At 38.5% G+C, this 21,873-nt stretch carries 21 protein-coding genes; all 21 read right to left on the bottom strand.

The features are described 5' to 3' along the window. Window positions 1-4: 4 nt before the first annotated feature. Window positions 5-2,575 (bottom strand): DNA mismatch repair protein MutS, encoded by a 2,571-nt coding sequence (gene mutS, locus MKY76_RS05895; protein ID WP_342557510.1) that lies wholly within the window; start codon window positions 2,573-2,575, stop codon window positions 5-7. 128 nt (window positions 2,576-2,703) lie between these two features. Beyond that, a complete protein-coding gene (cotE, locus tag MKY76_RS05890) occupies window positions 2,704-3,357 on the bottom strand; it encodes an outer spore coat protein CotE (protein WP_175400709.1) in 654 nt (217 codons plus the stop codon). Window positions 3,358-3,491: 134 nt separating this feature from the next. Next, complete coding sequence (locus MKY76_RS05885) at window positions 3,492-3,929, bottom strand: RicAFT regulatory complex protein RicA family protein (RefSeq protein WP_004225842.1); 438 nt, start codon at window positions 3,927-3,929, stop codon at window positions 3,492-3,494. Continuing rightward, window positions 3,930-5,474 carry a tRNA (N6-isopentenyl adenosine(37)-C2)-methylthiotransferase MiaB gene (miaB, locus tag MKY76_RS05880; RefSeq protein WP_048391476.1) on the bottom strand — a complete coding sequence of 515 codons (1,545 nt, stop codon included), beginning with the start codon at window positions 5,472-5,474 and terminating at the stop codon, window positions 3,930-3,932. Between the two features lie 204 nt (window positions 5,475-5,678). Next, complete coding sequence (locus tag MKY76_RS05875) at window positions 5,679-6,947, bottom strand: ATP-grasp domain-containing protein (RefSeq protein ID WP_342557509.1); 1,269 nt, start codon at window positions 6,945-6,947, stop codon at window positions 5,679-5,681. 115 nt (window positions 6,948-7,062) lie between these two features. Next, window positions 7,063-8,073, bottom strand: coding sequence for a histidinol phosphate phosphatase domain-containing protein (locus tag MKY76_RS05870; protein WP_342557508.1), 1,011 nt, complete (start codon window positions 8,071-8,073; stop codon window positions 7,063-7,065). Beyond that, window positions 8,070-8,855 (bottom strand): DeoR/GlpR family DNA-binding transcription regulator, encoded by a 786-nt coding sequence (locus tag MKY76_RS05865; RefSeq protein WP_342557507.1) that lies wholly within the window; start codon window positions 8,853-8,855, stop codon window positions 8,070-8,072. Before MKY76_RS05865 ends, MKY76_RS05870 begins: the two co-directional genes overlap by 4 nt. Then, entirely contained in the window at window positions 8,852-9,853 is a 1,002-nt protein-coding gene (locus MKY76_RS05860; protein WP_066036564.1) for an ABC transporter ATP-binding protein, read from the bottom strand. The genes MKY76_RS05865 and MKY76_RS05860 overlap by 4 nt, the downstream gene beginning before the upstream one ends. Further along, window positions 9,850-10,635 carry an ABC transporter permease subunit gene (locus MKY76_RS05855; protein ID WP_342557506.1) on the bottom strand — a complete coding sequence of 262 codons (786 nt, stop codon included), beginning with the start codon at window positions 10,633-10,635 and terminating at the stop codon, window positions 9,850-9,852. Before MKY76_RS05855 ends, MKY76_RS05860 begins: the two co-directional genes overlap by 4 nt. After that, window positions 10,632-11,477: an ABC transporter permease subunit gene (locus tag MKY76_RS05850; RefSeq protein WP_342557505.1), complete on the bottom strand. Its 846-nt coding sequence runs from the start codon at window positions 11,475-11,477 to the stop codon at window positions 10,632-10,634. Before MKY76_RS05850 ends, MKY76_RS05855 begins: the two co-directional genes overlap by 4 nt. A 71-nt stretch (window positions 11,478-11,548) precedes the next feature. Next, window positions 11,549-12,385 (bottom strand): alkaline phosphatase family protein, encoded by an 837-nt coding sequence (locus MKY76_RS05845; protein WP_048391489.1) that lies wholly within the window; start codon window positions 12,383-12,385, stop codon window positions 11,549-11,551. Then, window positions 12,375-13,463 carry an extracellular solute-binding protein gene (locus MKY76_RS05840; protein WP_066036561.1) on the bottom strand — a complete coding sequence of 363 codons (1,089 nt, stop codon included), beginning with the start codon at window positions 13,461-13,463 and terminating at the stop codon, window positions 12,375-12,377. Before MKY76_RS05840 ends, MKY76_RS05845 begins: the two co-directional genes overlap by 11 nt. A 234-nt stretch (window positions 13,464-13,697) precedes the next feature. Continuing rightward, complete coding sequence (locus MKY76_RS05835; RefSeq protein ID WP_231595587.1) at window positions 13,698-14,075, bottom strand: ELKS/Rab6-interacting/CAST family protein; 378 nt, start codon at window positions 14,073-14,075, stop codon at window positions 13,698-13,700. Window positions 14,076-14,224: 149 nt separating this feature from the next. Continuing rightward, window positions 14,225-15,598: a HAMP domain-containing sensor histidine kinase gene (locus MKY76_RS05830; protein WP_342557504.1), complete on the bottom strand. Its 1,374-nt coding sequence runs from the start codon at window positions 15,596-15,598 to the stop codon at window positions 14,225-14,227. Next, window positions 15,586-16,248: a response regulator transcription factor gene (locus MKY76_RS05825; RefSeq protein WP_112117517.1), complete on the bottom strand. Its 663-nt coding sequence runs from the start codon at window positions 16,246-16,248 to the stop codon at window positions 15,586-15,588. Before MKY76_RS05825 ends, MKY76_RS05830 begins: the two co-directional genes overlap by 13 nt. A gap of 10 nt (window positions 16,249-16,258) precedes the next feature. After that, entirely contained in the window at window positions 16,259-17,014 is a 756-nt protein-coding gene (locus MKY76_RS05820; protein ID WP_103117598.1) for a lantibiotic immunity ABC transporter MutG family permease subunit, read from the bottom strand. Window positions 17,015-17,017: 3 nt separating this feature from the next. Further along, complete coding sequence (locus MKY76_RS05815) at window positions 17,018-17,746, bottom strand: lantibiotic immunity ABC transporter MutE/EpiE family permease subunit (protein ID WP_257961791.1); 729 nt, start codon at window positions 17,744-17,746, stop codon at window positions 17,018-17,020. Window position 17,747: 1 nt separating this feature from the next. After that, window positions 17,748-18,455, bottom strand: coding sequence for a lantibiotic protection ABC transporter ATP-binding protein (locus MKY76_RS05810; RefSeq protein WP_112118035.1), 708 nt, complete (start codon window positions 18,453-18,455; stop codon window positions 17,748-17,750). Window positions 18,456-18,648: 193 nt separating this feature from the next. Then, window positions 18,649-19,515 (bottom strand): 2-oxoacid:ferredoxin oxidoreductase subunit beta, encoded by an 867-nt coding sequence (locus MKY76_RS05805; RefSeq protein ID WP_004224896.1) that lies wholly within the window; start codon window positions 19,513-19,515, stop codon window positions 18,649-18,651. After that, entirely contained in the window at window positions 19,515-21,254 is a 1,740-nt protein-coding gene (locus MKY76_RS05800; RefSeq protein WP_054550545.1) for a 2-oxoacid:acceptor oxidoreductase subunit alpha, read from the bottom strand. The genes MKY76_RS05805 and MKY76_RS05800 overlap by 1 nt, the downstream gene beginning before the upstream one ends. 263 nt (window positions 21,255-21,517) lie before the next feature. After that, window positions 21,518-21,784: a stage V sporulation protein S gene (locus MKY76_RS05795; RefSeq protein ID WP_004224903.1), complete on the bottom strand. Its 267-nt coding sequence runs from the start codon at window positions 21,782-21,784 to the stop codon at window positions 21,518-21,520. Window positions 21,785-21,873: the final 89 nt, after the last annotated feature.

Raw genomic sequence — 21,873 nt, 5'->3', positions numbered from 1 at the left:
TCCTTTATTTTTTAGCGTTCACTAGCTCTTGCTGTAGCTCATATAAAATATTCATTGCCTGCATCGGTGAAGTACCTAGAATATTGACCTTTTCTAATTTCTTTAGCACCTTTGTCTCGGCTGGGGAAATCGGTTCGTCCTCTGTAAATAAAGACATCTGTACTGGTTGTTCAGCTATCACCTGTGTTTCGGCAACTACTTCTTTCCCTGCCTCAAAGTTCTCAAGTAATACACGTGCTCTAGCTAAAATTTCATCAGGTAATTGAGCAAGCTGTGCCACATGTATACCATAGGATTTATCAGCCGCTCCTTTTTTCACCTTATGTAGGAAAACGACCGTACCATTTTTTTCAGTGGCTGAAACATGCACATTTTGTAAGCGTGGCAAATCCTTTTCAAGTGCTGTCAATTCATGATAGTGCGTAGAAAATAACGTATTGGCTCCTATTTTGTCATGAATATATTCCATCATCGATTGTGCCAAGCTCATACCATCATAGGTCGATGTTCCACGTCCAATTTCATCAAATAGCATTAAGCTATTTTTTGTTGCATGCATAATAGCATGTTGCGATTCAAGCATCTCCACCATAAATGTAGATTGTCCTGCCGCTAAATCATCAGCCGCCCCAATCCGAGTAAAAATTTGATCGGTAATTGGTAGCTTCGCTTTTTCAGCAGGTACATAGCAGCCCATTTGAGCCATAACAACAATTAATGCTACTTGACGCATATAAGTACTTTTACCAGACATATTCGGCCCTGTAATAAGCATCATATTATTCTGCTCTTCTAGCACACAATCGTTTGGTACATACATTTGCTTGTTCAACATTTTTTCAACGACAGGATGGCGTCCTTCTATAATTTTAAGGGCACGTCCACCATGAAATTCTGGTTTCGTAAATCGATATTTTTCTGAGACGCTTGCAAAGCTTAGTAAAACATCTAATTCACTAATGCTTGCTGCCAGTGCTTGGACACGCGGAATATAAGTTTTTAATACATCACGAATTTCTACAAACAGGTTGTACTCTAATGTTAAGCTTTCTTCTTCAGCATTTAAAATCAATGCTTCTTTTTCTTTTAGTTCCTGTGTAATATAGCGTTCCGCATTCGCCAGTGTTTGTTTTCGCTCATAGCGTGTTAAATCGGCTAAATGAATATTTGATTTTGTAATTTCTATATAGTAACCAAAAATGCGATTATAGCCTATTTTTAAATTTTTAATACCCGTTTTCACACGCTCTTCTTGTTCAAGTTGGGCAATCCAATCCTTACCATTACGAGCGGCATAGCGAAGTTCGTCTAAGCGTTCATTATAGCCGTCACGGATAACATCCCCTTCTTTAATGGTAATAGGGGGATTATCTGTAATCGCTTTTGCTAATAATGCCTCGACATCTGAGCATGTATCAAGTTCCGCACCTAATTGCTGTAATGTTTCTTTATTTGACCCCATCAACTGCTGTTGAATAGTCGGCACTTGGCGTAAAGAATCACGCAATTGGGCTAAATCTCGTCCACCCACATTGCCAAAAGCAACACGACCAGCCAAACGCTCTAAATCATATACTTGTTTTAAGGATGCTTGAAGCTCTGTTCGTACAAAATATTCTTCCAATAAATCCGTAACAATCGCTAGTCTAGCCTCTATTGCTGAACGTGTGGCAAGCGGTTGGTGTAGCCATTGCTTTAATTTCCGTCCACCCATCGCTGTCACGGTGTCATCTAATAGCCATAAGAGTGTACCTTTTTGATCGCCACCACGAATCGATTGAATCAGCTCTAAATTGCGCTTTGAGCTAGAATCAATGCGTAAATAATTTTTAATTTCATTAAACGTGAATGCCTGAATATGTGATAAAGATCTCATTTGTGTTTGGTCAATATAAGCTAACAATCGAAGACACGCAATTTGTAACGGTTTTGGTACAGCTTCGAGATAACTTGCTGCTTTGTCCATAGGCATTTCATTCACTTCAATTGAAAGTACGATCCCAGCATTGACGGCATGCTCTGCTAATAATAGCTGCAAACTATCCGTTACAATCAGTTCTCGAATTCCGTAAGCCTGCATTTGCATTAATAAGGCTTTTCCATCGCCTTCAATAGAAGATGCTACTGCCTCACCTGTGGATAAATCTAAATAAGCATAGCCAAATGTTGTGTCATCTAATTGCTCTGCCGCTCCAATAAAATGATTAGATTTACCATCAAGAGCCTTTCCTTCCATAATTGTTCCTGGTGTGATAAGCTGAACAACTTCACGTTTGACCACACCTTTTGCTTGCTTTGGATCTTCTGTTTGTTCACAAATAGCCACTTTATAGCCTTTTTGCACAAGTGTTTCAATATAATTTTTAGCCGAATGATGCGGCACACCGCACATTGGTATTCGCTCTTTTGCGCCTGCATCTCGGCTTGTTAATGTAATTTCTAAAATTTGTGAGGCATTGATTGCGTCCTCAAAAAACATTTCATAAAAGTCACCTAATCTAAAAAATAAAAAGGCATCTTTGTAATCTTCCTTTACCTGTAGATACTGTTGCATCATTGGTGTATATGTTGTCATATCACTATTTACCTCGCTCTTGCCTTATAGATATATTTATTATAACAAAAGATACATGCGAAACGCTTTATTCACCTTTTTTAAGATGCTAGCATTTCGCATGTATCAAAAAATGATGTTTTTTAGACTTATCTTGGTCGTTCATCAGGAAACGATGAAGACTCTAACACATACCTGCCTTCTCCTTCAGGACTTGAAGAGGAGCTAGAACTAGAGCTTGATGAGGATGAAGATGAACTTTCATCATTAAGGCTCCAATCTTCTTCATAGTCTAGTGGATGGACACTAATACAAATTGTTGTTTCACCCATTACCTCAACAACTACTTCACGTTCCACTACAATTTCAAACTTTGTACCACATGGAGAGATAATCGCTTCTATACAATTTGGTTCTTGTATCACACGTACACGAACATCATCACCAACGCTAATTTCACCGTCTCGATAGTGAAGCTTCACTTTGTCTTTATAGTGAATTGTTTCAGAAAACACAGCTGTTTTCGAATGATTACTATAGGCATACCAAACATTGACATCAAATTTCCCTGTTACTTCTACAAATTTCCCGACTCTTTTTGCAGAGCAAGTGTGATTGATTACCCAGCACCCTAAAATACTTGTCGGTTTATTTGTTGGTGATAATGTTACACGTTCTTCCGTTCTCTTCTTCCCTTTGGCAACTACTGCTTTCGTCACGATTTGTCGTAAACGTTTCAGCGCAATTCCTCCTTCGACTCTTTTCACTCCATCATATGCAGGTAGCGCCCATTGGGTGAACATATATTTTTAGAGAATGAAATGGATCATTTAAAACTTTTCGATGAGAGGTCTATTATAGCAGCTGAATGCTTCAATAGAAGAAGACGTAAAAAAAGCTCGAATGACAGCATTCGAGCTTTGATTTCTATAATCTGTTAAGAGCAGCTACCTGGTTGAGTATTTTCTACGTATGAACCCGTTTCACCACGCAGAACATCGCCACCAGTTGAGCGAATAATTTCATTTGTAACATTATTTGCGATCGTATTTGAAACAAGTTGCAATAAATCATTCACATCGCCTTGTGATTCTTTAAATTGTTGCACAACTGGGATGGCATTAATTTCTTCCTCGATTTTAGCAATTTTATCTTCAATCATTTTTAATGCTTTTTCTTTCCCTAGGTGTTGGAAATTAACCGCTTGTTTTTGTAAGCTTTTTAAGCTTGCAATACGTTCACGTACTTGTTGATTTTCGTTAATTTGCGCTTCTGCTTTTTTGAAAAATTCAACCTCTGGCGTATTTGCAATCATATGTGCAATTTCATGTGATTTTTTAATTAAATCTTCTTTTGTATATAAGACTTGTGTCATTTATGCTTCCACCTTTTCATTTTTTACGACTTCCACAAATTCACCAGTAAGTGAATAGGATGTAGTCTCTGTTATTTTTACTTTCACTAATTGACCAATTACTTCTGCTGGTGCTTTGAAGTTAACTAAACGATTTTTCCTCGTATAGCCCGCTAACACATCGTCGCGTCGTTTACTTGTGCCTTCAACTAATACTTCGACAACCTGACCATTTAAACGCTCTAATGCTTTGCGAGAGTATTCACCTACCACTTCATTTAAACGTTGAAGACGCTCTTTTTTCACCTCTTCAGGTACATTGTCAATCATTTTTGCAGCTGGTGTACCTTCACGCGGCGAATAAATATACGTAAAGGCTGCGTCAAAGCCAACTTCACGGTATAAGGACAATGTTTCCTCAAACTGTTCCTCTGTTTCATTCGGATAGCCAACGATAATATCTGTTGTTAATGTTACTTCAGGTATTGCCGCTTTAATTCTATCCACTAAACCAAGGAAATGCTCGCGTGTGTATTTACGCGCCATAATTTTTAGCACGTCATTCGAGCCCGATTGTACTGGTAAATGGATATGCTCCACTAAGTTGCCACGCTTTGCAAGAACTTCGATTAAATGATCATCAAAGTCACGTGGATGACTCGTTGTAAATCGAATCCGCGGAATATCGATCTTTCTTAATTCATCCATTAAATCACCAAGACGATAATCAATATCCTCAAAATCTTTACCGTAAGCGTTGACATTTTGTCCCAATAACATAATTTCTTTGTAGCCCGCTGCCGCTAGCTCACGAACTTCAGCAATGATTTCCTCTGGTCGGCGACTGCGCTCTTTACCACGTGTATATGGAACGATACAATACGTACAGAATTTATCGCAACCATACATAATATTAACCCAAGCCTTAATGGAGCCAAGACGTTTCTTCGGCAGATTTTCAATAACATCGCCTTCTTTAGACCAAACCTCTATGACCATTTCTTTGGACATGTAGGCTTCTTTTAAAATGTTTGGCAGACGGTGAATATTGTGTGTACCAAACACCATATCAACATGTGGATAGCTTCTTAAAATTTTATTAACCACAGATTCCTCTTGCGACATACAGCCACAAACCCCTATTAGCATCTCAGGGTTTTTTCGTTTATATTTCAGCAGGAAACCAAGTTCTCCAAATACTTTGTTTTCTGCATTTTCACGAATAGCACATGTATTTAGCAAGACAACGTCAGCCTCTTCAATCACCTCTGTTGGTGTGTAGCCTAGCTGCATAAAAATCCCGGCCATTACTTCTGTGTCATGCTCATTCATTTGGCAGCCATAAGTACGAATATAGAAGGTGCGATCTTTACCCATTCCTGCGAACTCTTCTGCAATGCTGAAATCCTTATGATACTTCACATCTTCTTTCCCACGTTTTTTAGCATCTTTTAAGGATGGAGCTGTAAAGACCCTCTCAAAATATTTACTATAATCCTTTTCAGGCTTGTCTTCTTTTTTTGGTTGATTGACTTGTTGATTAGCTAAGCGTTGTTCCTCATTCATCGCAATCAGGTAACTCCTTTCAAACGAAATCCATGCACTTGAATTCCCATTTTATTATTATACTGAATAGTTGATACTTCCTACAAGGTTTGCGCCTCAAATGTCGAGGTTTCGACTTAATTATATGAAGATAGGCGTAATTATCCATCAGCTCTGGCGTTCTATCCTGAAAGTTTTAATGTCCTATCCATCAGTTCACATTTGCTAACTATTGCTCTTATTAAAATACTTGCTGTATTTTACCTGTAAATATGAATGATACAATTTCAGCTTTATCCAACGCTTGATATTCATATCTTCTTTATATAGTAATGCATCCGTGTATTGCCCTTCCTTCATTAATTGCTTTGCTTCTATTTTTAATTTTTCATTCTTCATGTATTTAAATAGCGTTTTTGCAGGAAGTAGTGACCATACATGCTTCGTCTGGACATATGTTCGTTCATGATGAACCTGGAATAAATAATCATCCACCACATATTGCATTAAATTATAACCGCTTGCGGTCACATAATAGCTTGAAGCCCCTGCGCGCAAATTCATTTCAAATAGCTTGTATTTTCCATCCCTGATGTCATATTTCATATCAAAATTAGCAAAGCCAGTATAGCCGATGTCCTCTAAAAAATGCCGAATGGATTCCATTAGCTGCTCATCATAATCGGTCATAACAGCTAAAGAAATACCTTTGTTTTGTGGAGATGGATCTTCGAGTAGCTTGTTGCTAACACACATTAATTTTACTTTTCGATCTCTTCCTACATATACATCTAGAACACGGATATAGGAATCGTCGCCTGGAATAAATTCTTGAACGATTAAGGTGTCTTGATAGCTAGAACGATAAATACAGCCAATGATGTGCTGCATCTCATCTGCATCGTGCACTAGATATATTTTTTTCTTTTCAGGAAAGGAACAGTTCGTATAGGCCACGGTATTGGAGGGTTTAATAATAATGGGATACTGGATTGGAATTTCTCTATTTGGATGATGTTCCTTTGTTATAATGATGGTTTTGGGGTATTTTAACTGATATTTATCACAAAGCCTGTAGAACTTCTCCTTTGTTTGCACCCTATTTAGTAAAGCCTGATCAATGTAAGGTAAAATAAAGTACTTTTCAAGCTGCTCTTTATTTTCAATGATAAGCTCTGCATAGTAGCAGTCACAAACTAATAAAATCAATTTCTTTTGTTGGCACTGCATGGCCAATCCCACTAGCGCTTGTACAAAACGGGTAGGATCATCTAAATGTTCAACGTATTGAAAATCCAGAATACCGCTATTCTGCGTGGCAATTCCCTGTGAGCCTTTCAAAAGGAGTGAGCGCATCGTTCTCCCTTTTTTTGCTGGCTCAATGACAAGACTTTTCATGCGGTAGGCTGCATAAAATGAGCGTGCTACCCCGTATGCATGCTGACCCGATTGTATAATAATAGGTAAAAAGGGTTGTTCTTTAATAGATGTCAATCTGAATCGCCTCACATTATAAAAATGAATTTAATCATTTGTATGCGAGTAATATTGTACTTATGTAATACGAATAAAAGGCACTACATTGAAGCTTTAGTGCCCTTTACTCAACCTATAACGTCATCATTTTTTTCACTCTCTGTTCAAAGGAGGCAATAGCTTGAACGCCATAACCCTTTAGCAGCTCTGTATTGGCAAATGTATATTTACCTAAATCATCTGGAAAATGTGCATCAGAGGATACAGTAAAAGCAACTCCATGCTCAAGTAAGGTTTGTAAAAAACGAGGACCCGGGCACATTTCCTGTACAGGGTAACGATAATACAGCCCGGCATTGATTTCAGTGGCGGTTTCAGTAGACGTTAGTGCCTTTGCAATACGTTTATACCAAACTTCAAGAAACGCACGATCCTCCACCTGATAATTAAATACTTTAAAATTATCTAAATGGGCAACAAAATCAAACATATTGGAAAGAATCATTTTCTCTACTACTTTAAAAAAACGCTCATAATTTTGTTGTAAAGAGGGTTGATCCATTTGCTCAAAAAGATACTGTGTTTGTGGATTATCAAAGCCCCACCCATCAACAAAATGAACAGAACCAATTACATAATCCCAAGGATAACCTGCTAGTAAAGCCGTTAATTCCTCCTCACCACCAACAAAATAATCTGCCTCTATACCAAGTCTCAGTGTAATGCCATGTTGACGCCATTTTTCCTTTGCCTGCTGAATGGTCGTCACAAAAGCGTCCATTTTTTCTGTCATCACACGATCCAGCCAATAGCGCTGAATTTGTCCAATTTCACTATCATCCAGCCTCATAAAACGCTCAAAATAGGCACGCGTTTCTTGAAAACGATATAAGTGATCGACAATCCCCACCTCACGTAAGCCGAGCTGCTTTGCCTGTTCAAGATATAAATCCAACCATTCCTCACTATAACAGCCATTTTTCACACGCCTTGCTAGACGCTGTAAATGACAAGTTATTTGTTGTTTGGAGCCTTTTTCCGTTTCATCATCCGGATAAAAAAACTCTAGTGCCTGCGATGTACGCTCTAGCCAGCGAAATGAATAAGGTCCCTCTTCTAAATGTACGTGATAATCAATTGTCATCCACTCTTCCCTCCATTACATATCGTCCATTTTTCCTCATAAGCCTGCCATTCTAATGGACAAGTGCTTTCGCAAAGAATTTCTGTACATTCATCAAGATGACAGATTTGAAAAAATGATTTGCCATTAATTTTAGATGCATCGGCTAATAAATAACTCACTTTGCTATGCTTGAGCATTTTCTTTGAAATAAGAGATTCATCCAAATCGTATTCATAAACAATGCCCTCACTCATGCCACCACACGATAAAAAGGCCTTATCAAAATTCATATTATCTAGCATTTCTAACGTCATAGCACCTGCAACAGAAGATTGTTTTGGATTCGCCGTGCCTCCTAGTAATATGACCTTGCCTGTCATGCGTCGTTCTTCTATGGCTAAATTAAATTGAATAGCTGCTGCAATTGAATTCGTTACAACCGTTATATCTTCCACAGCTAGTAAAAAATCGGCTATATGTACTGTTGTAGTACCTGTATCTACTGCAATAGTATCGCCGTCGCAAATGCGTTGTGCAGCAATACGAGCAATTTGTCTCTTTGCGTCCTTGTGCATTTGTAGCTTGCGTAAAAATACCGGTTCATTACGTACATTCGTATATTTAATAGCCCCGCCATGAACTCTTGATAATAAATGCTGTTGTTCTAATTCATCAAAGTCTCGGCGAATTGTTTCTGGTGCTACCTGAAGGGCATCGGCAATATTGGCAACAATAATTTTCCCTTCAGAATCTAATTGTTTTAAAATAAATTCAAATCTTTCCAGTTTAGCGTAAGTCATGATAGCGCAATCACATCTTCTTGTGCGACATAACACTTATAGGATTTTCCCATTTCAATCGAATACCCTTGTTGATGCAGTTGTTCCATTGTAAACGCCATTTCTCCTTCAAACGTAGTACGAATAATATTGCCGCTCATTAATGATTGTTTGGCAACCCCAAAGAGACATAAGTCCCCATCTCGTTGATCGAGATGTAACGCCTCAGGTCGTATAGCAAATTTCGTGGCTTGCTCTATTAAAGATGCTCCAAGCATTTTTTCTAAAGTTTGGCGTGGAAAAACATTATAATGACCGATAAAATTAGCAATAAATTCATTATTTGGTTTCGTATAGATTTCCGTTGGCGTACCATTTTGGGCAATGCTGCCATTATTCATGACAAATATTCTATCCGAAACAGCCATTGCCTCTTCCTGATCATGTGTAACTAGAATCATTGTCATATTTAATTTTCGCTGAATTGCTCGTAAATCTGCTTGAAGTTTTTTGCGAATTTGAGCATCGAGCGCACTAAGCGGCTCATCTAATAACAGTACTTTAGGTCGGACAATTAATGCACGGGCTAGAGCAACACGCTGCTGTTGACCTCCCGATAATTCTTTCGGGTACGCATTAGCTTTCTCACTTAGATGAACAAGCGCTAGCATTTCATGAACACGCTGCTCTATATCTGCCTTATTAACTTTTTGCATACGCAAACCAAAAGCAACATTTTCGAGCACAGTCATATTAGGAAAAAGTGCATAGGATTGAAAGACCATACCCACTTGACGATCCTTCGGTTGTACGCCACTCATATTTTTTCCTTCAATCAAAATCTTACCTGCCGATGCATCTGTTAAGCCTGCAACAATACGCAAAATCGTACTCTTTCCACAGCCACTAGGACCTAATAGTGTGATAAATTCTCCTTTTTGAATTTCCATATGAATATTGGTTAAAACAGATACTTGTCCATATTTTTTATGAAGCCCTTCAATAACAAGATAACTCATAGATTTGTAGCACCTTTCGATCGTTTCGTTACGATAGCAATGACGAATGTTAAAAGACCCATTAGCACGAGATAGATGAAAACAACAGCACTAGCAATATGTCCACTTGTGCTAAGCTTTTTCATTAAATAAATTTGAACGGTTTCAAAGCGAGAACCTACAACAAGATTAATTAAGACAAACTCACCAAATAAGACAGAGAAGGATAATAATGCCCCTGCAAATAAGCCTGGATAAACGGTAGGCAGTAAAATTTTTGTGAATGCCAGCCTTTTGGATGCGCCTAGTAATTGAGCGGCATCAAGTAGCTGCCTCGCATCTATATTTCTTAAACTATTTCGTGTACCTTGATAGATATAAGGAAGAATTCCCACAACATAGGCCCCTAAAACAACAAATATCATCGGTATACCTATTTGGCTATAAACGCGTATAAGCCCTACAGCTAAAATGATTCCTGGAAAAGAATACACCATCACCACTGCCATCTGTATCCATTTTTCATATCTTGGAAAGTATAGGACGATGACGAAAATAGCTGGCACAATGACAAGGAGTGCAATACTAACTGCCCCCCCTGCTAAAAATACTGAGCGGCCAAATGCTTGCATAAAATCGGTATCCTGAAACAATGCCGAAAGCCATTTTAGTGTGAGTCCTTCTGGCAATATCGTTTTATTCCATTTTGTTGCAAACGCATAGAGCATTGTTGCTAACACTGGTAATAGTAAATATCCCATGAGCAGAAGGAAAAAGAAATCAGCCAAACCACGCTTTTTCATTTTACTTTCCTCCTTGTTTTAGAGATGCTCCACTCACTGATCAGCATGGCCGTTACCATTGTCACTGCTAATATAACAGCAATGGCACTGGCTAGCTCTGGCTGAGCAAAAATATCACCTTTTATTAAGGAGCCGATACGAATCGCCACTAAATTATAATTACTGCTTGTTAATGCATAAGCAGAGGCATACGCACCCATAGCATTGGCGAACAATACACTAAAGGTTCCCACAATTCCTGGGAGCATAACAGGGAGACCAATTTTCATCCAAAACTGCCAGCTAGATGCCCCAAGAAGGGCTGCCGCCTCCTTCCACTGTTGCTGAATTCCATCATAAATGGGATATAGCAGCATTAGTGATAATGGCAGCTGAAAGTAAATGTAAATAAGTAACAAACCGCTCCAACTGTATAATGAAAAGGATGTCAACGCCTCAATATCCCATTTGTCAAATAACAATGTAAATAAACCACTATTGCCAAGTAAAACGATAAAAGCAAATGCTAGCGGAATACCTGAAAAATTGGAGATTAAGTTCGTAAGTATTAAAATCTTCTCCCGTACTGGCTCTGAAAACTTCATCATGGCATAAACTGCAAACAAGGTGATAAGTAACGCAATCATAGCTGAGATAACAGATAAAGTAATACTATTTTTAAAACCTTGAAGAATGTAATCGTTCGTAAAAATTGATTCATACTGCTTCAGAGTAAAGCCCTCACTATTTTGAAAGCTTGTAATGAGCATATATAGGAGCGGTACTAAGAAAAACAGTAATAGTAATACAAGAAAAGGCGAAAGCCAAGCAATGGATTGCCGCTTCGATATCAACACACTCACTTCTTTCTATAAATGACTTGCGGCTCATGGGGATCATAGCCGCTCCTTATAATAAGAGCGACTACTATTATTTAAACCTCTTTTGCTGTAAACACACCTTCTAACAGGAGTGGTACCATATCTTCAGCAGGCTTGATATTTAATAAATGACAGCACAGTGGTGCAACTTGTAATTGAGAAATAATGCCTTCTTTTATGCCAGCCTTTACAGCATCTGAAATGACAAATAGCGGGACATGACGATCCTCATGTGTGGTACCGCCATGATTACCATCTCTTGTCATGCCATGATCAGCCGTAACGATAACCTCATAGCCCAGCGCCATACACTTTGGAATAAACAAGGATAGTAAAGCATCCATCGCTAAAACTCGATTGCGATATTGAGCAGAATCTGCCGTAAATTTGTGACCATCATCATCAACATTCATTGGATGAATATACAGGAAATCAGGCTGCTTTTGAGCCATTAACCATGCTGCATCGGCAAATACATGACTATCTGGATAATGATCCTCAAAATAGAACATACCATTGTCAATTGGTAAATGTGTATCGAGTTGTAGCCTGTCCTCCATATGATTAAATGGCGCTCTATTATAAAGCTCACTCACCCAATAATAGGCGGAGGCTGCTGTAGTTAAACCATGCTCCTTTGCGATATGAAAGACACTTTGCCCTTTCGATAAACGCACTGTCATATTGCTAGTAACGCCATGTACAATAGGGGGTGTACCTGTTAAAATCGTCTCATACAATGGTCTTGATAAAGAAGGCACCTCTGAGCAAACCTTATAGCGAGCAGCTACCTGACGCTCCACTAAATGGTGCAAGAACCCCATATGTGTGCAGGCTGTGTCAAAGCGCAAGGCATCGATAACAATGAGAACCACTTTGTTATTTTGCATGGATTAACACCTGCTCTTGATAGAGTTGAGGGATTTGCTTTGTTGTATCTTCCCATTTCTTTTGGTCTTTAACAGGTTGTGCATTCGTATACATATCAGCAGGTAATAGTAAATCTTTTACATCCTGTGGTAATTTCACTCCGTCCCGAATTGGACGCGCATAGCCTTTTGCTAAATTTTCTTGACCTGCATCAGATAAAATATATTCACGTGCTAGCATGGCAGCATGTGGGTTTTTGGCATATTTATTAATTACCGTTGCATAACCAGAAGTGACAGATCCCTCCTTAGGTATCACTACATCAAAGCGGTCCTCATCAATTTGATGACGATAACCTAATGCATTAAAGTCCCATAAGATCGCAACATCTATCTCACCTTTTTCTAGGTTTGCTACTGATGGATCTCCCTGTAGACGTCCTTGCTTCGCTAATTCAGCAAAGAAATCTATACCTGGCTGGATGTTGGACTCATCTCCACCAAATGCCATAGCTGCTGCTAAGATGGCAAACTGTGCTTGGTTAGCTGTTAATGCATCCCCAATACTTACTGTGTAATCTCCATTTTTAAGGTCTTCCCATGATGTTGGAGCATTCTTCACATTATTTTTATCTGTCAAAAAAGAAATGGTTCCTGTATAGCCAACAATCCAGTGTCCTTCATCATCTTTAGCCCAATCAGGTATTTCATCCCAATAAGACGTTTTGTATGGTAATGTTAAGCCCTTGTCCTTAGCGATTGGTCCAAAAGCAATCCCGACATCTCCAATATCTGCCGTAGCATCATCCTTCTCTGCTTCAAACTTCGCTAACTCCTCTGCACTCGACATGTCCGTATCCTTGTGTTTGATGCTATATTCGGTCCCGAGTTCCTCCCAGGTTTCTACCCAGTTCGCCCATGTATCTGGCATACCGACAGAATTAACAGTGCCCTCTTCCTTTGCTTTTTCTGTAATGTCCTCAAGCGATAAATCCTTGTTTACCTCATTTGCACTAGATGAACTGTCAGAACAAGCTGCCAACATGGAAATAGCTAATGCACCAATTAGACCTTTTTTCCACAGTTTTTGAATTGCCATGTGTTGGACCCTCCATTTGTTTTGCTTTATTTTTATTTGCTTACAAACGTTATGTTATAAAACAAACATTAAGCAAGTATGGAGGTGTTAAGAATATTTAGTAAAAATTATTGAGGAATTATAAATATCTATGAATTTAATGAATAAATGAAGTAGGCTTGTAAAGCTAGCGGGGGAAGATAAGAAAAATCTAAGTATGTGTACGTTTGCTTTACAGACGTACACATACTTAGATTATGTGGAGAGACCTAAAAAATCAGCATATGTATGCGGCTCATTTTCCTTGAGAATTGTTAAAAATGTAAATGCCAATTGCACAACTGACCACCATCTCATATTGTAGGACATTTCAAAACGAGAGGGCTCTAATGAAAAGACATCTTGAAAAATATCTAACGGTTCTATTTGCTCATCCTTTAAAATGGATAGAAAGCCAAGAAATAACGTATGATCTTTAACCTCAATCAATTTGTCCTCTACAAGAGCGTCAATATTTTCAGGGTGTTGAAAATTACATTGTGTAGCTACATAACGTTCTAAATCCTGAGCACGCTTTCGGTCTTCACGTTCCTTTTTTTTTGCAATAAAATCAATGACGTTATTCACGTACATCGCCTCTTTTTTTCTTTTATTGTAGCATTTTTTTAAAGAATATTGCCTGCACCGCCCCCTACAATTTTTACATGAAACCTTTAATTGTGCTTTTACTCGCGGTTGATCGCTAAATACTAGTGAATCCAATAAAAAAAGACATCTTATAATTAAGACGTCGCAATGGTGACTATCACTTTTCCTCCTCCCGTTATGGAATCATTAGCCAACGTTAGTGTTCCACCATGTTTTTGAATGATGGACTCGACAATATAAAGACCCATGCCATGATGATTTGCTGTATTTCTACTTGGATCTCCCCGATAAAATTGCTTTGTGGCTTCCTTTACATCTTGCGGTGAAAAACCAGCACCACTATCTATCACAGTAAAATGAATAACATCTGCCTCTCCCTGAACAGATAAAGTGACTTTGCTATTATATGGCGTGTGCTCTATAGCATTGACAATCAAATTTAATAAAGCCCGATAAAAAAGCTCCTCCTCGATCATAAAGACATCAGGCAGTTTATCCTTTACTACAATAACTTCTATATTTTTTTCTAAAGCAAGTGCCTTCATTTGCTGTTCTAGCTGTTGAATAAATGAAGCCAGCTCTACAGTTGTTTTTACACCACCAACCCTTTGCTCCATATTGGAAATATCTAATAATTGCTTTGTGAATTTTTCAATTTCTAGTGTATTTTTTAATATATAAGTGTTGTATTCTTTTTGTACTTCATCTTGAACAGTATCCAATAAAAGTTCCGCATTTCCTCGAATAATCGTAAGAGGTGTTTTCAAATCATGGGCAAGGGCAGAAATTTGTTCTCTGCGCGCGCGCTCTGCATGCCATTGTTGTGTCAATGAAGTATTTAATGCTTCCTTCATCTGCTCAAAAGAAAGTGCAATATCATCAATTTCTCGAATCCCAGATGGTTTTAAATGAAAATCTAAATTTTGATGTTGGATTTTTTCAATGGCTTCTTGTAAGCCCATCATTTTTCGTTTAAGTCTTCTGCCGAAATGCACAGCAAGCACCGTTGCCTGTATGATAACGCCTATAATAAACAATAGTAAAACCGTTAATTGAGGATTAGGTAAATATTTTCTCATAACAGGTGTGCGATACTCAGGGACTAAACCATAGCGTAAAATGCACAATTCCTGTTCTCGCTCAACGAATGCATAAAATCGAGCATTACTTTTCGTCTCTCCCCTCTGCTTTAAACGCCATGCATGGGAAGCCTCTTTTTCTGTTAAAGTACCAGAAAGAAATTCACCCTTATTAGAAATCACTGCGTAGTCTACAAGATCAGGGATCATCTCGTTCGTTACCGAGCTGCTTGTAGCAATTCTGTCTTTTGCTAAAGTGATTTGTGTCTCTGCATAATTTGCAGGTAAAATAATATTAGCTGAAAAGGCAAACATAAATAGACCGATTAATAGTGCCACTAATAAAATGATACCTAAGCAAAGAAAGAATAAATATCTCAGGAAAAATGTATGAAGATGTGTTCCTTTCCTCGGTTTTATCGTCTCCATTTATAGCCGATCCCCCAAACCGTATCAATGACCTCTATGTCAAACGCATGTAGCTTTGACCGAATATTTTTGACATGCTCTGTTATCGCTGTACTGTCACTTTTACCATCAAACCCAAAAATCGTTTCGTATATCTGCTCTTTAGAAAAAACCTGCCCACGATGCCGTGCTAAAAATTCACATATTTCATACTCACTTTTAGTTAGCAGGACGCGCTCATTCTGAACAAACAGTTCTTTACCAGAAAGATTAAAGTGAACTTTATCGCTATAAAGGATGCTCCGCTTTTCTCTGCTTTCCCGTCGGATATGCGCATTCACCCTTGCTCGTAGCTCTCCGATGCCAAATGGTTTAATCAAATAATCATCTGCGCCTAGGCCTAAACCATACATCACATCTTCTTCTAAGGATTTAGCTGTAAGAAAAAGAATAGGGCAATCTACAGCGTGCCTAATTTGCCCACACAATGTAAAGCCATCCATAATAGGCATCATCACATCAAGCAAAATTAAATCAAAGGAGCCTAAATCCATCTTGCCTACTTCTGTCGGTTTAGACACAATGGTTACCAAGTGATTATCTTTATAAAGTGCATTTTTTATCAGCATTAAAATATCCACTTCATCATCCACTACTAATATATTTGCCATAATTCACCCTCTAATTTTCAGATGCTCTACCTTCCCATCTCCAAAACCATAAACAAGACAGCGTAAAAGTCAATAGGATACCCCCTAAGCACGCCATTATGCCCGTCTGGATACTTGTTTCGAGCAATGTTAAATTTGTTCCTGTCGATGATAAAATCCATAAAGAAACAAAATGACCGCTCCATCCATAAGGTAAAAAGGGCCAAATACGATCCCCTAAGCCTGTAAGCAATAGGGCGACCAGCAGAGCTTCTACAATACCTAAACCAATCGAAGCGCCTTTACCAAATTGGAAGCTTACAAATAAATGTAACATATAGAAAATCACATGACTGCCGAATAGAATACAAGCAGCCATACTATAAAATGAATAGCCCAAATCTACTTCATGTAATAGTTCTCTAAAGCCAAAACTAAAAATAGCTATAGATAGAAAGATGGCTCCAAAGCTAAACAATAATAATAAGATAAGCTTGCTCATATATGTCTTTATTTTTATGTTTGTTGTAGCTAGCATACCTTGGAAACGACCAGCGTTTGCTTCCTGCTCAGATGCCATAGCACATACTAATCCTATTATAATTGGTAGTCCACAAGCCAGCCCCTGAAAATAGGCAGTTACTTTTCCTTGAAAATTCCATGGCGAATAGGAGTAGTAGGCTAAAAATAGCCCAGAAATAGCAAGGGGGACAAGTATATGTGTCAGCAAAAAAGGTGTTCGTTTTGTTTTAAGGCATTCCACTCTTAATAATCGTAACATGTCCATCCGCTATTTCGCCTCCCTTTTTGTGAACCACTTCGCCGTAAGAAAGCTAATCATCATAAACCAAGCTAATGCTATCAGTAAGCCTGGAAGTATAACGCCTTTATCCAATAAAGGGCTACCTTGTGGTACTAATAGACCGTTTGGTAATATGCCAAGTGTCGAACATAACAAACGAGCACCAATCGCAAATGGATAGTAATACCACATTTCCCCATCTGCAAAGGCAACAATCCCTACGATATTGGCTACTACATTGAGTAAGATGGTCAAATAGGTACCTAGTTTAGCTGCTAAGAAAAGACATAAAGGTATTTGCCACAAAAACGTCAGGAAAATAACAAAAGTACTTAGTAAACTGCTCGCTATTGGTAAACTATGACCAAATAGCAAGCCTCCAGCCGTAATTCCTCCAAAGAAAATAATCGTAATCAGAAAAAGCCATATGCTTGATGTTACTATTTTTCCTAGCCAAATCCTTTTAAGATCAAGTGGTAAGGCAAGAATACTATGGTATTTTATTTTTTTATCCTTTTCGATCACTAAGGCACAGCAAATCGTCAGTGCACCTGGCAGAAGCATCGTATACCACCAGTTATAAGCTCCTGTTTGAAAATATTCACCTCCCATAAGTACAGCGCTTATTAGTAAGGTTATAAGTGGCGTAAGCCAAAGTAATTTGGGAATAAAAGTTCGCTTCCATTTTAATTGTTCCGCTTTCATAATGGCTATCATGCTAGTAACCCACCTTTCTATTGGTGGCAACAACCTGCATGAATAGTGATTCTAATTCCTGACCTTGCGGTGCTGGTCCCTGATAGCCAAGCTTGCCATCAGCAATAATGCCAATGTCATCCACAACCTGTTCCACCTCTGACAAAATATGACTAGATAAAATCACAGTGATGCCTTGCTCTGGAAATGAGCGAATAAGCTGACGAAGCTCCTGTATACCAATAGGATCAAGTCCATTTGTAGGTTCATCTAAAATTAACAGCTTTGGCTTGTTTAGCAGCGCAATCGCTATACCTAATCGTTGCTTCATTCCTAAGGAAAACTGCCCCGCCCGTTTTTTTCCTGTATTCGTTAAATCTACAATTTTTAATACTTCTTCAATACGACTTTGCGGTAGACGTAATGCTATCGTGCGAACTTGTAAATTTTCTGTTGCTGTTAAATTATCATACAGGGGAGGTGTTTCAATTAACACGCCGATGTCCTGTAAATCATTTCGTGTCCATGTATGTCCATTAAAAATGATATTCCCAGCATCTGGTCGTAACATACCTGTCATCATCTTTAATGTTGTGGATTTCCCCGCTCCATTTGGTCCAAGTAAACCGTAGACCGTATTACGTTGAACTTCTAACGCTACATTATCCACAATTTTTTGCCCTTTAAACGACTTATTAAGATTTTCTGTCTTTAATATCAAATCTTTCATCATTAGTCATCATCCTTTCGATGACCTTAGTGTAAAAAAAAATTATAAGGATTTTATAAGGATTCAATATCAAAATACTCGCTGTAGCTATGCGTTTACCCGCGATGGATCACTAAATACTCGCGATTCTTTCATCAAGCATAAAAAAAGCATTTGGAATGACTTCATTCCAAATGCTTCGATCTCATCAATTTTACATAAATTCTTTTACTAAATCATTAAAATCATTTTCGCTCATTTTGATATCGATATCTGTTAATGGTAATTCAGAGTAGCCAGGTACTTTTTCTTGATACGACGTTGTTTCCGTATCATGATAAATAATGCCTGTTACTAACCCCTCGTGTTCCATCACTGTACGCATTGCCATACCACGATCTGAGTGATCATAACCTTCAACATCTGCCAATTTTGTTAAATTTTCTTTAAACCAATCATATGTGTTCACTTTGTTATACGTTACACAAGGTGAAAAGACATTGATAAATGAGAAACCTTTATGGTTAATACCAGCTTCAATTAGTGCTGTTAATTCTTTAATATCTGTAGAGAAGCCCTGCGCCACAAATGTTGCACCACTTGTTAACGCTACCTCTAATGGTTTCAATGATGGCTCAATCGCTCCACCTGGTGTAGATTTTGTAATAAATCCAGCAGCTGAACGTGGAGATGTTTGACCTTTTGTTAAACCATAAATTTGGTTATCCATTACAATATAAGTTATATCAATATTACGGCGGATAGCATGAATTGTATGCCCCATACCAATAGCAAATCCATCACCATCACCACCAGAAGCGATAACATGTAAATCACGATTAGCCATTTTCAAACCCTGTGCAATCGGAAGTGCACGACCATGAATACCATGGAATCCATAAGAATTGATATACCCTGAAATTCGACCTGAACATCCAATTCCTGAAATGACAGCAAGTTCATTTGGTTCTATGCCGACATTTGCAGCAGCACGTTGAATAGCTGCTTGTACTGAGAAGTCTCCACAGCCTGGGCACCAGTTTGGTTTCACTGTATTACGAAAATCCTTAAATGTTGCCATTAGCGAGTCAACTCCTTCACACGATTTTCTAATTCACCAGGCAAGAATGGTGTACCATTATATTTAGTGATTGTCGCGATTTTATCGTGACCACCAACATTCATCTTCATAATATTAGCTAATTGACCTGTATAGTTATTTTCTACAACGATCACCTTTTTCGCTTGTGCAACAAGAGGTGCTATTTCTGCAGATGGGAATGGGTGAATTAAACGAATATGGGCATGATTCACTTTCATTCCTTGTGCATTCAGTCGTTCTTGCACTTCTTCAATAGCTCCTCTTGTTGAGTTAAAGCCTACTAATAAAATATCGGCTTCCTCATGTGGTGCATTGACAAAGACTGGGTTATCAAATTTCAAGCTCTCTAATTTGCGGAAGCGTTTATCCATTTGAGTTTGGCGATTACCCGTTGCCTCAGATGGCTTCCCTGTTTCATCATGTTCAACACCTGTAACGTGATGAATACCATGCAATGTACCTGGTAAGACACGAGGTGAAATGCCATCTTCTGTATCTTCGTAACGCTTGAAGTAGGCTTTATCTGCCGCTTCCTCAAGATCATCCATCACAATTTTACCGCGACGAATTTCAATTTTATTATAATCAAATGGCTCAACAGATTGTTTACCTAGAGATAATTGTAGATCTGTCATTAAGATTACTGGTAATTGTAATTCCTCTGCAATGTTAAATGCTTGGATCGTATCAAAGAAAGCTTCCTCCATTGTAGAAGGTGCAATGACTACTTTAGGAATTTCTCCATGAGTACCGTAAAGCATAGCCATCAAGTCAGATTGTTCTTGCTTAGTTGGTAACCCAGTTGAAGGGCCTCCACGTTGTGTATCAACTACTACTAAAGGTTGCTCTGTCATACCTGAAAGACCAATTGCTTCCATCATTAATGAAAGACCAGGACCAGCAGAAGCGGTAAAGGAACGTACACCGCCAAAATTAGCGCCAATAGCCATTGTTGCTGCTGCAATCTCATCTTCCGTTTGGATGACCGTTCCACCGAATTTCGGCAATTTTTTAATCAGGTATTCCATAATTTCAGACGCTGGTGTAATTGGGTATGCTGCCATAAAGCGTGTCCCAGCAGCTAATGCACCAAGTGCTATCGCATCGTTCCCAATCATAAACATACGACGTTTACCATCTGCAGGTGCAAGCTCCCATTCGCCTATACGATCAACTAACAGCTCATTCATAATTTGACGACCACGTGTAATGGCTTCCATATTTTTTTGTACGACTTCTTCGCCCTTTTTACCAAAAATATCATCGACAACATTTTGGAATACTGCGTCTTCTAGGTTTAGCAATGATGCAGTTGCGCCGATAGCCACCATGTTTTTCATTAACGAAGTACCAAGCTCTGCTGCTACTTCTGTAAACGGTACTGCAAATAATGGTGCTTTTGAATCCTCTGGTTTAACAGGATCAAATTTTGCATCGGCTAAAATAATACCCTTTTCTGTAAGCTCTTTATAATTGACATCAATTGTTTCTTGATCGAATGCCACTAAAATATCTAAATCATCCGCAATTGAACGTACTTCTGTTGGACGAACTGTAATTTTATTATTCGTATGGCCACCTTTAATTCGAGAAGAGAAGTGACGATAACCGTATAGGAAATAACCTAGACGATTCATTGCCATTGAGAAAATCTCACCTGTACTCTCAATCCCTTCACCCTGTTGCCCACCGACTTTCCATGAAAGCTGATGTAACATGTCAACAACTCCTTAAATCCAATGTGTACTATTATTTTTCCTTCATAAGTTTAACACGAAGAAACCGTCTGGACTATTGTTTCTCCACGATTTAGGCGAAAATCAGACCTTTGACTGAAAATCCTGTTCATAAAGTTGTAATTTTCAAATCTAAGCAAAATCACGCCCCTATTTCAAGTGACATCTATCATATGTAAAACAGGAAAACGAAAAAATGCTCCGCCACCATATTATGTGACAGAGCATTTTACTTCATTACTTTTTTATCGAATACGTTTTTCCACTAGCAGCTTTAATGCTGTTCGTTCTTCTCCAGCAATCAAAATATCGGCAAACGCCGGCGCGCAAATTAAATCTGTGCCACTTGGCGCTACAAATCCGCGTGCAATGGCCACTGCTTTCACGGCTTGGTTAAGTGCACCTGCCCCAACTGCTTGCATTTCTGCCTGCCCTTTTTCTCTGATTACCGCGACTAATGCACCTGCAACTGAATTTGGATTAGAGCGTGATGATACTTTTAATGAATCCACAATTATTCCTCCCCGTTTCGCGAATAGTGTTTACGCTCAACAACTCATGTCCCCCTTTTTGGACCTCAAGTTATTGTCCGTAGCACATT

Origin of the sequence: Lysinibacillus sp. FSL P4-0201 (genome assembly GCF_038593425.1) — a bacterium.
GTDB lineage: Bacteria > Bacillota > Bacilli > Bacillales_A > Planococcaceae > Lysinibacillus > Lysinibacillus capsici.
This window is presented reverse-complemented; position numbering and strand designations above follow the sequence as displayed.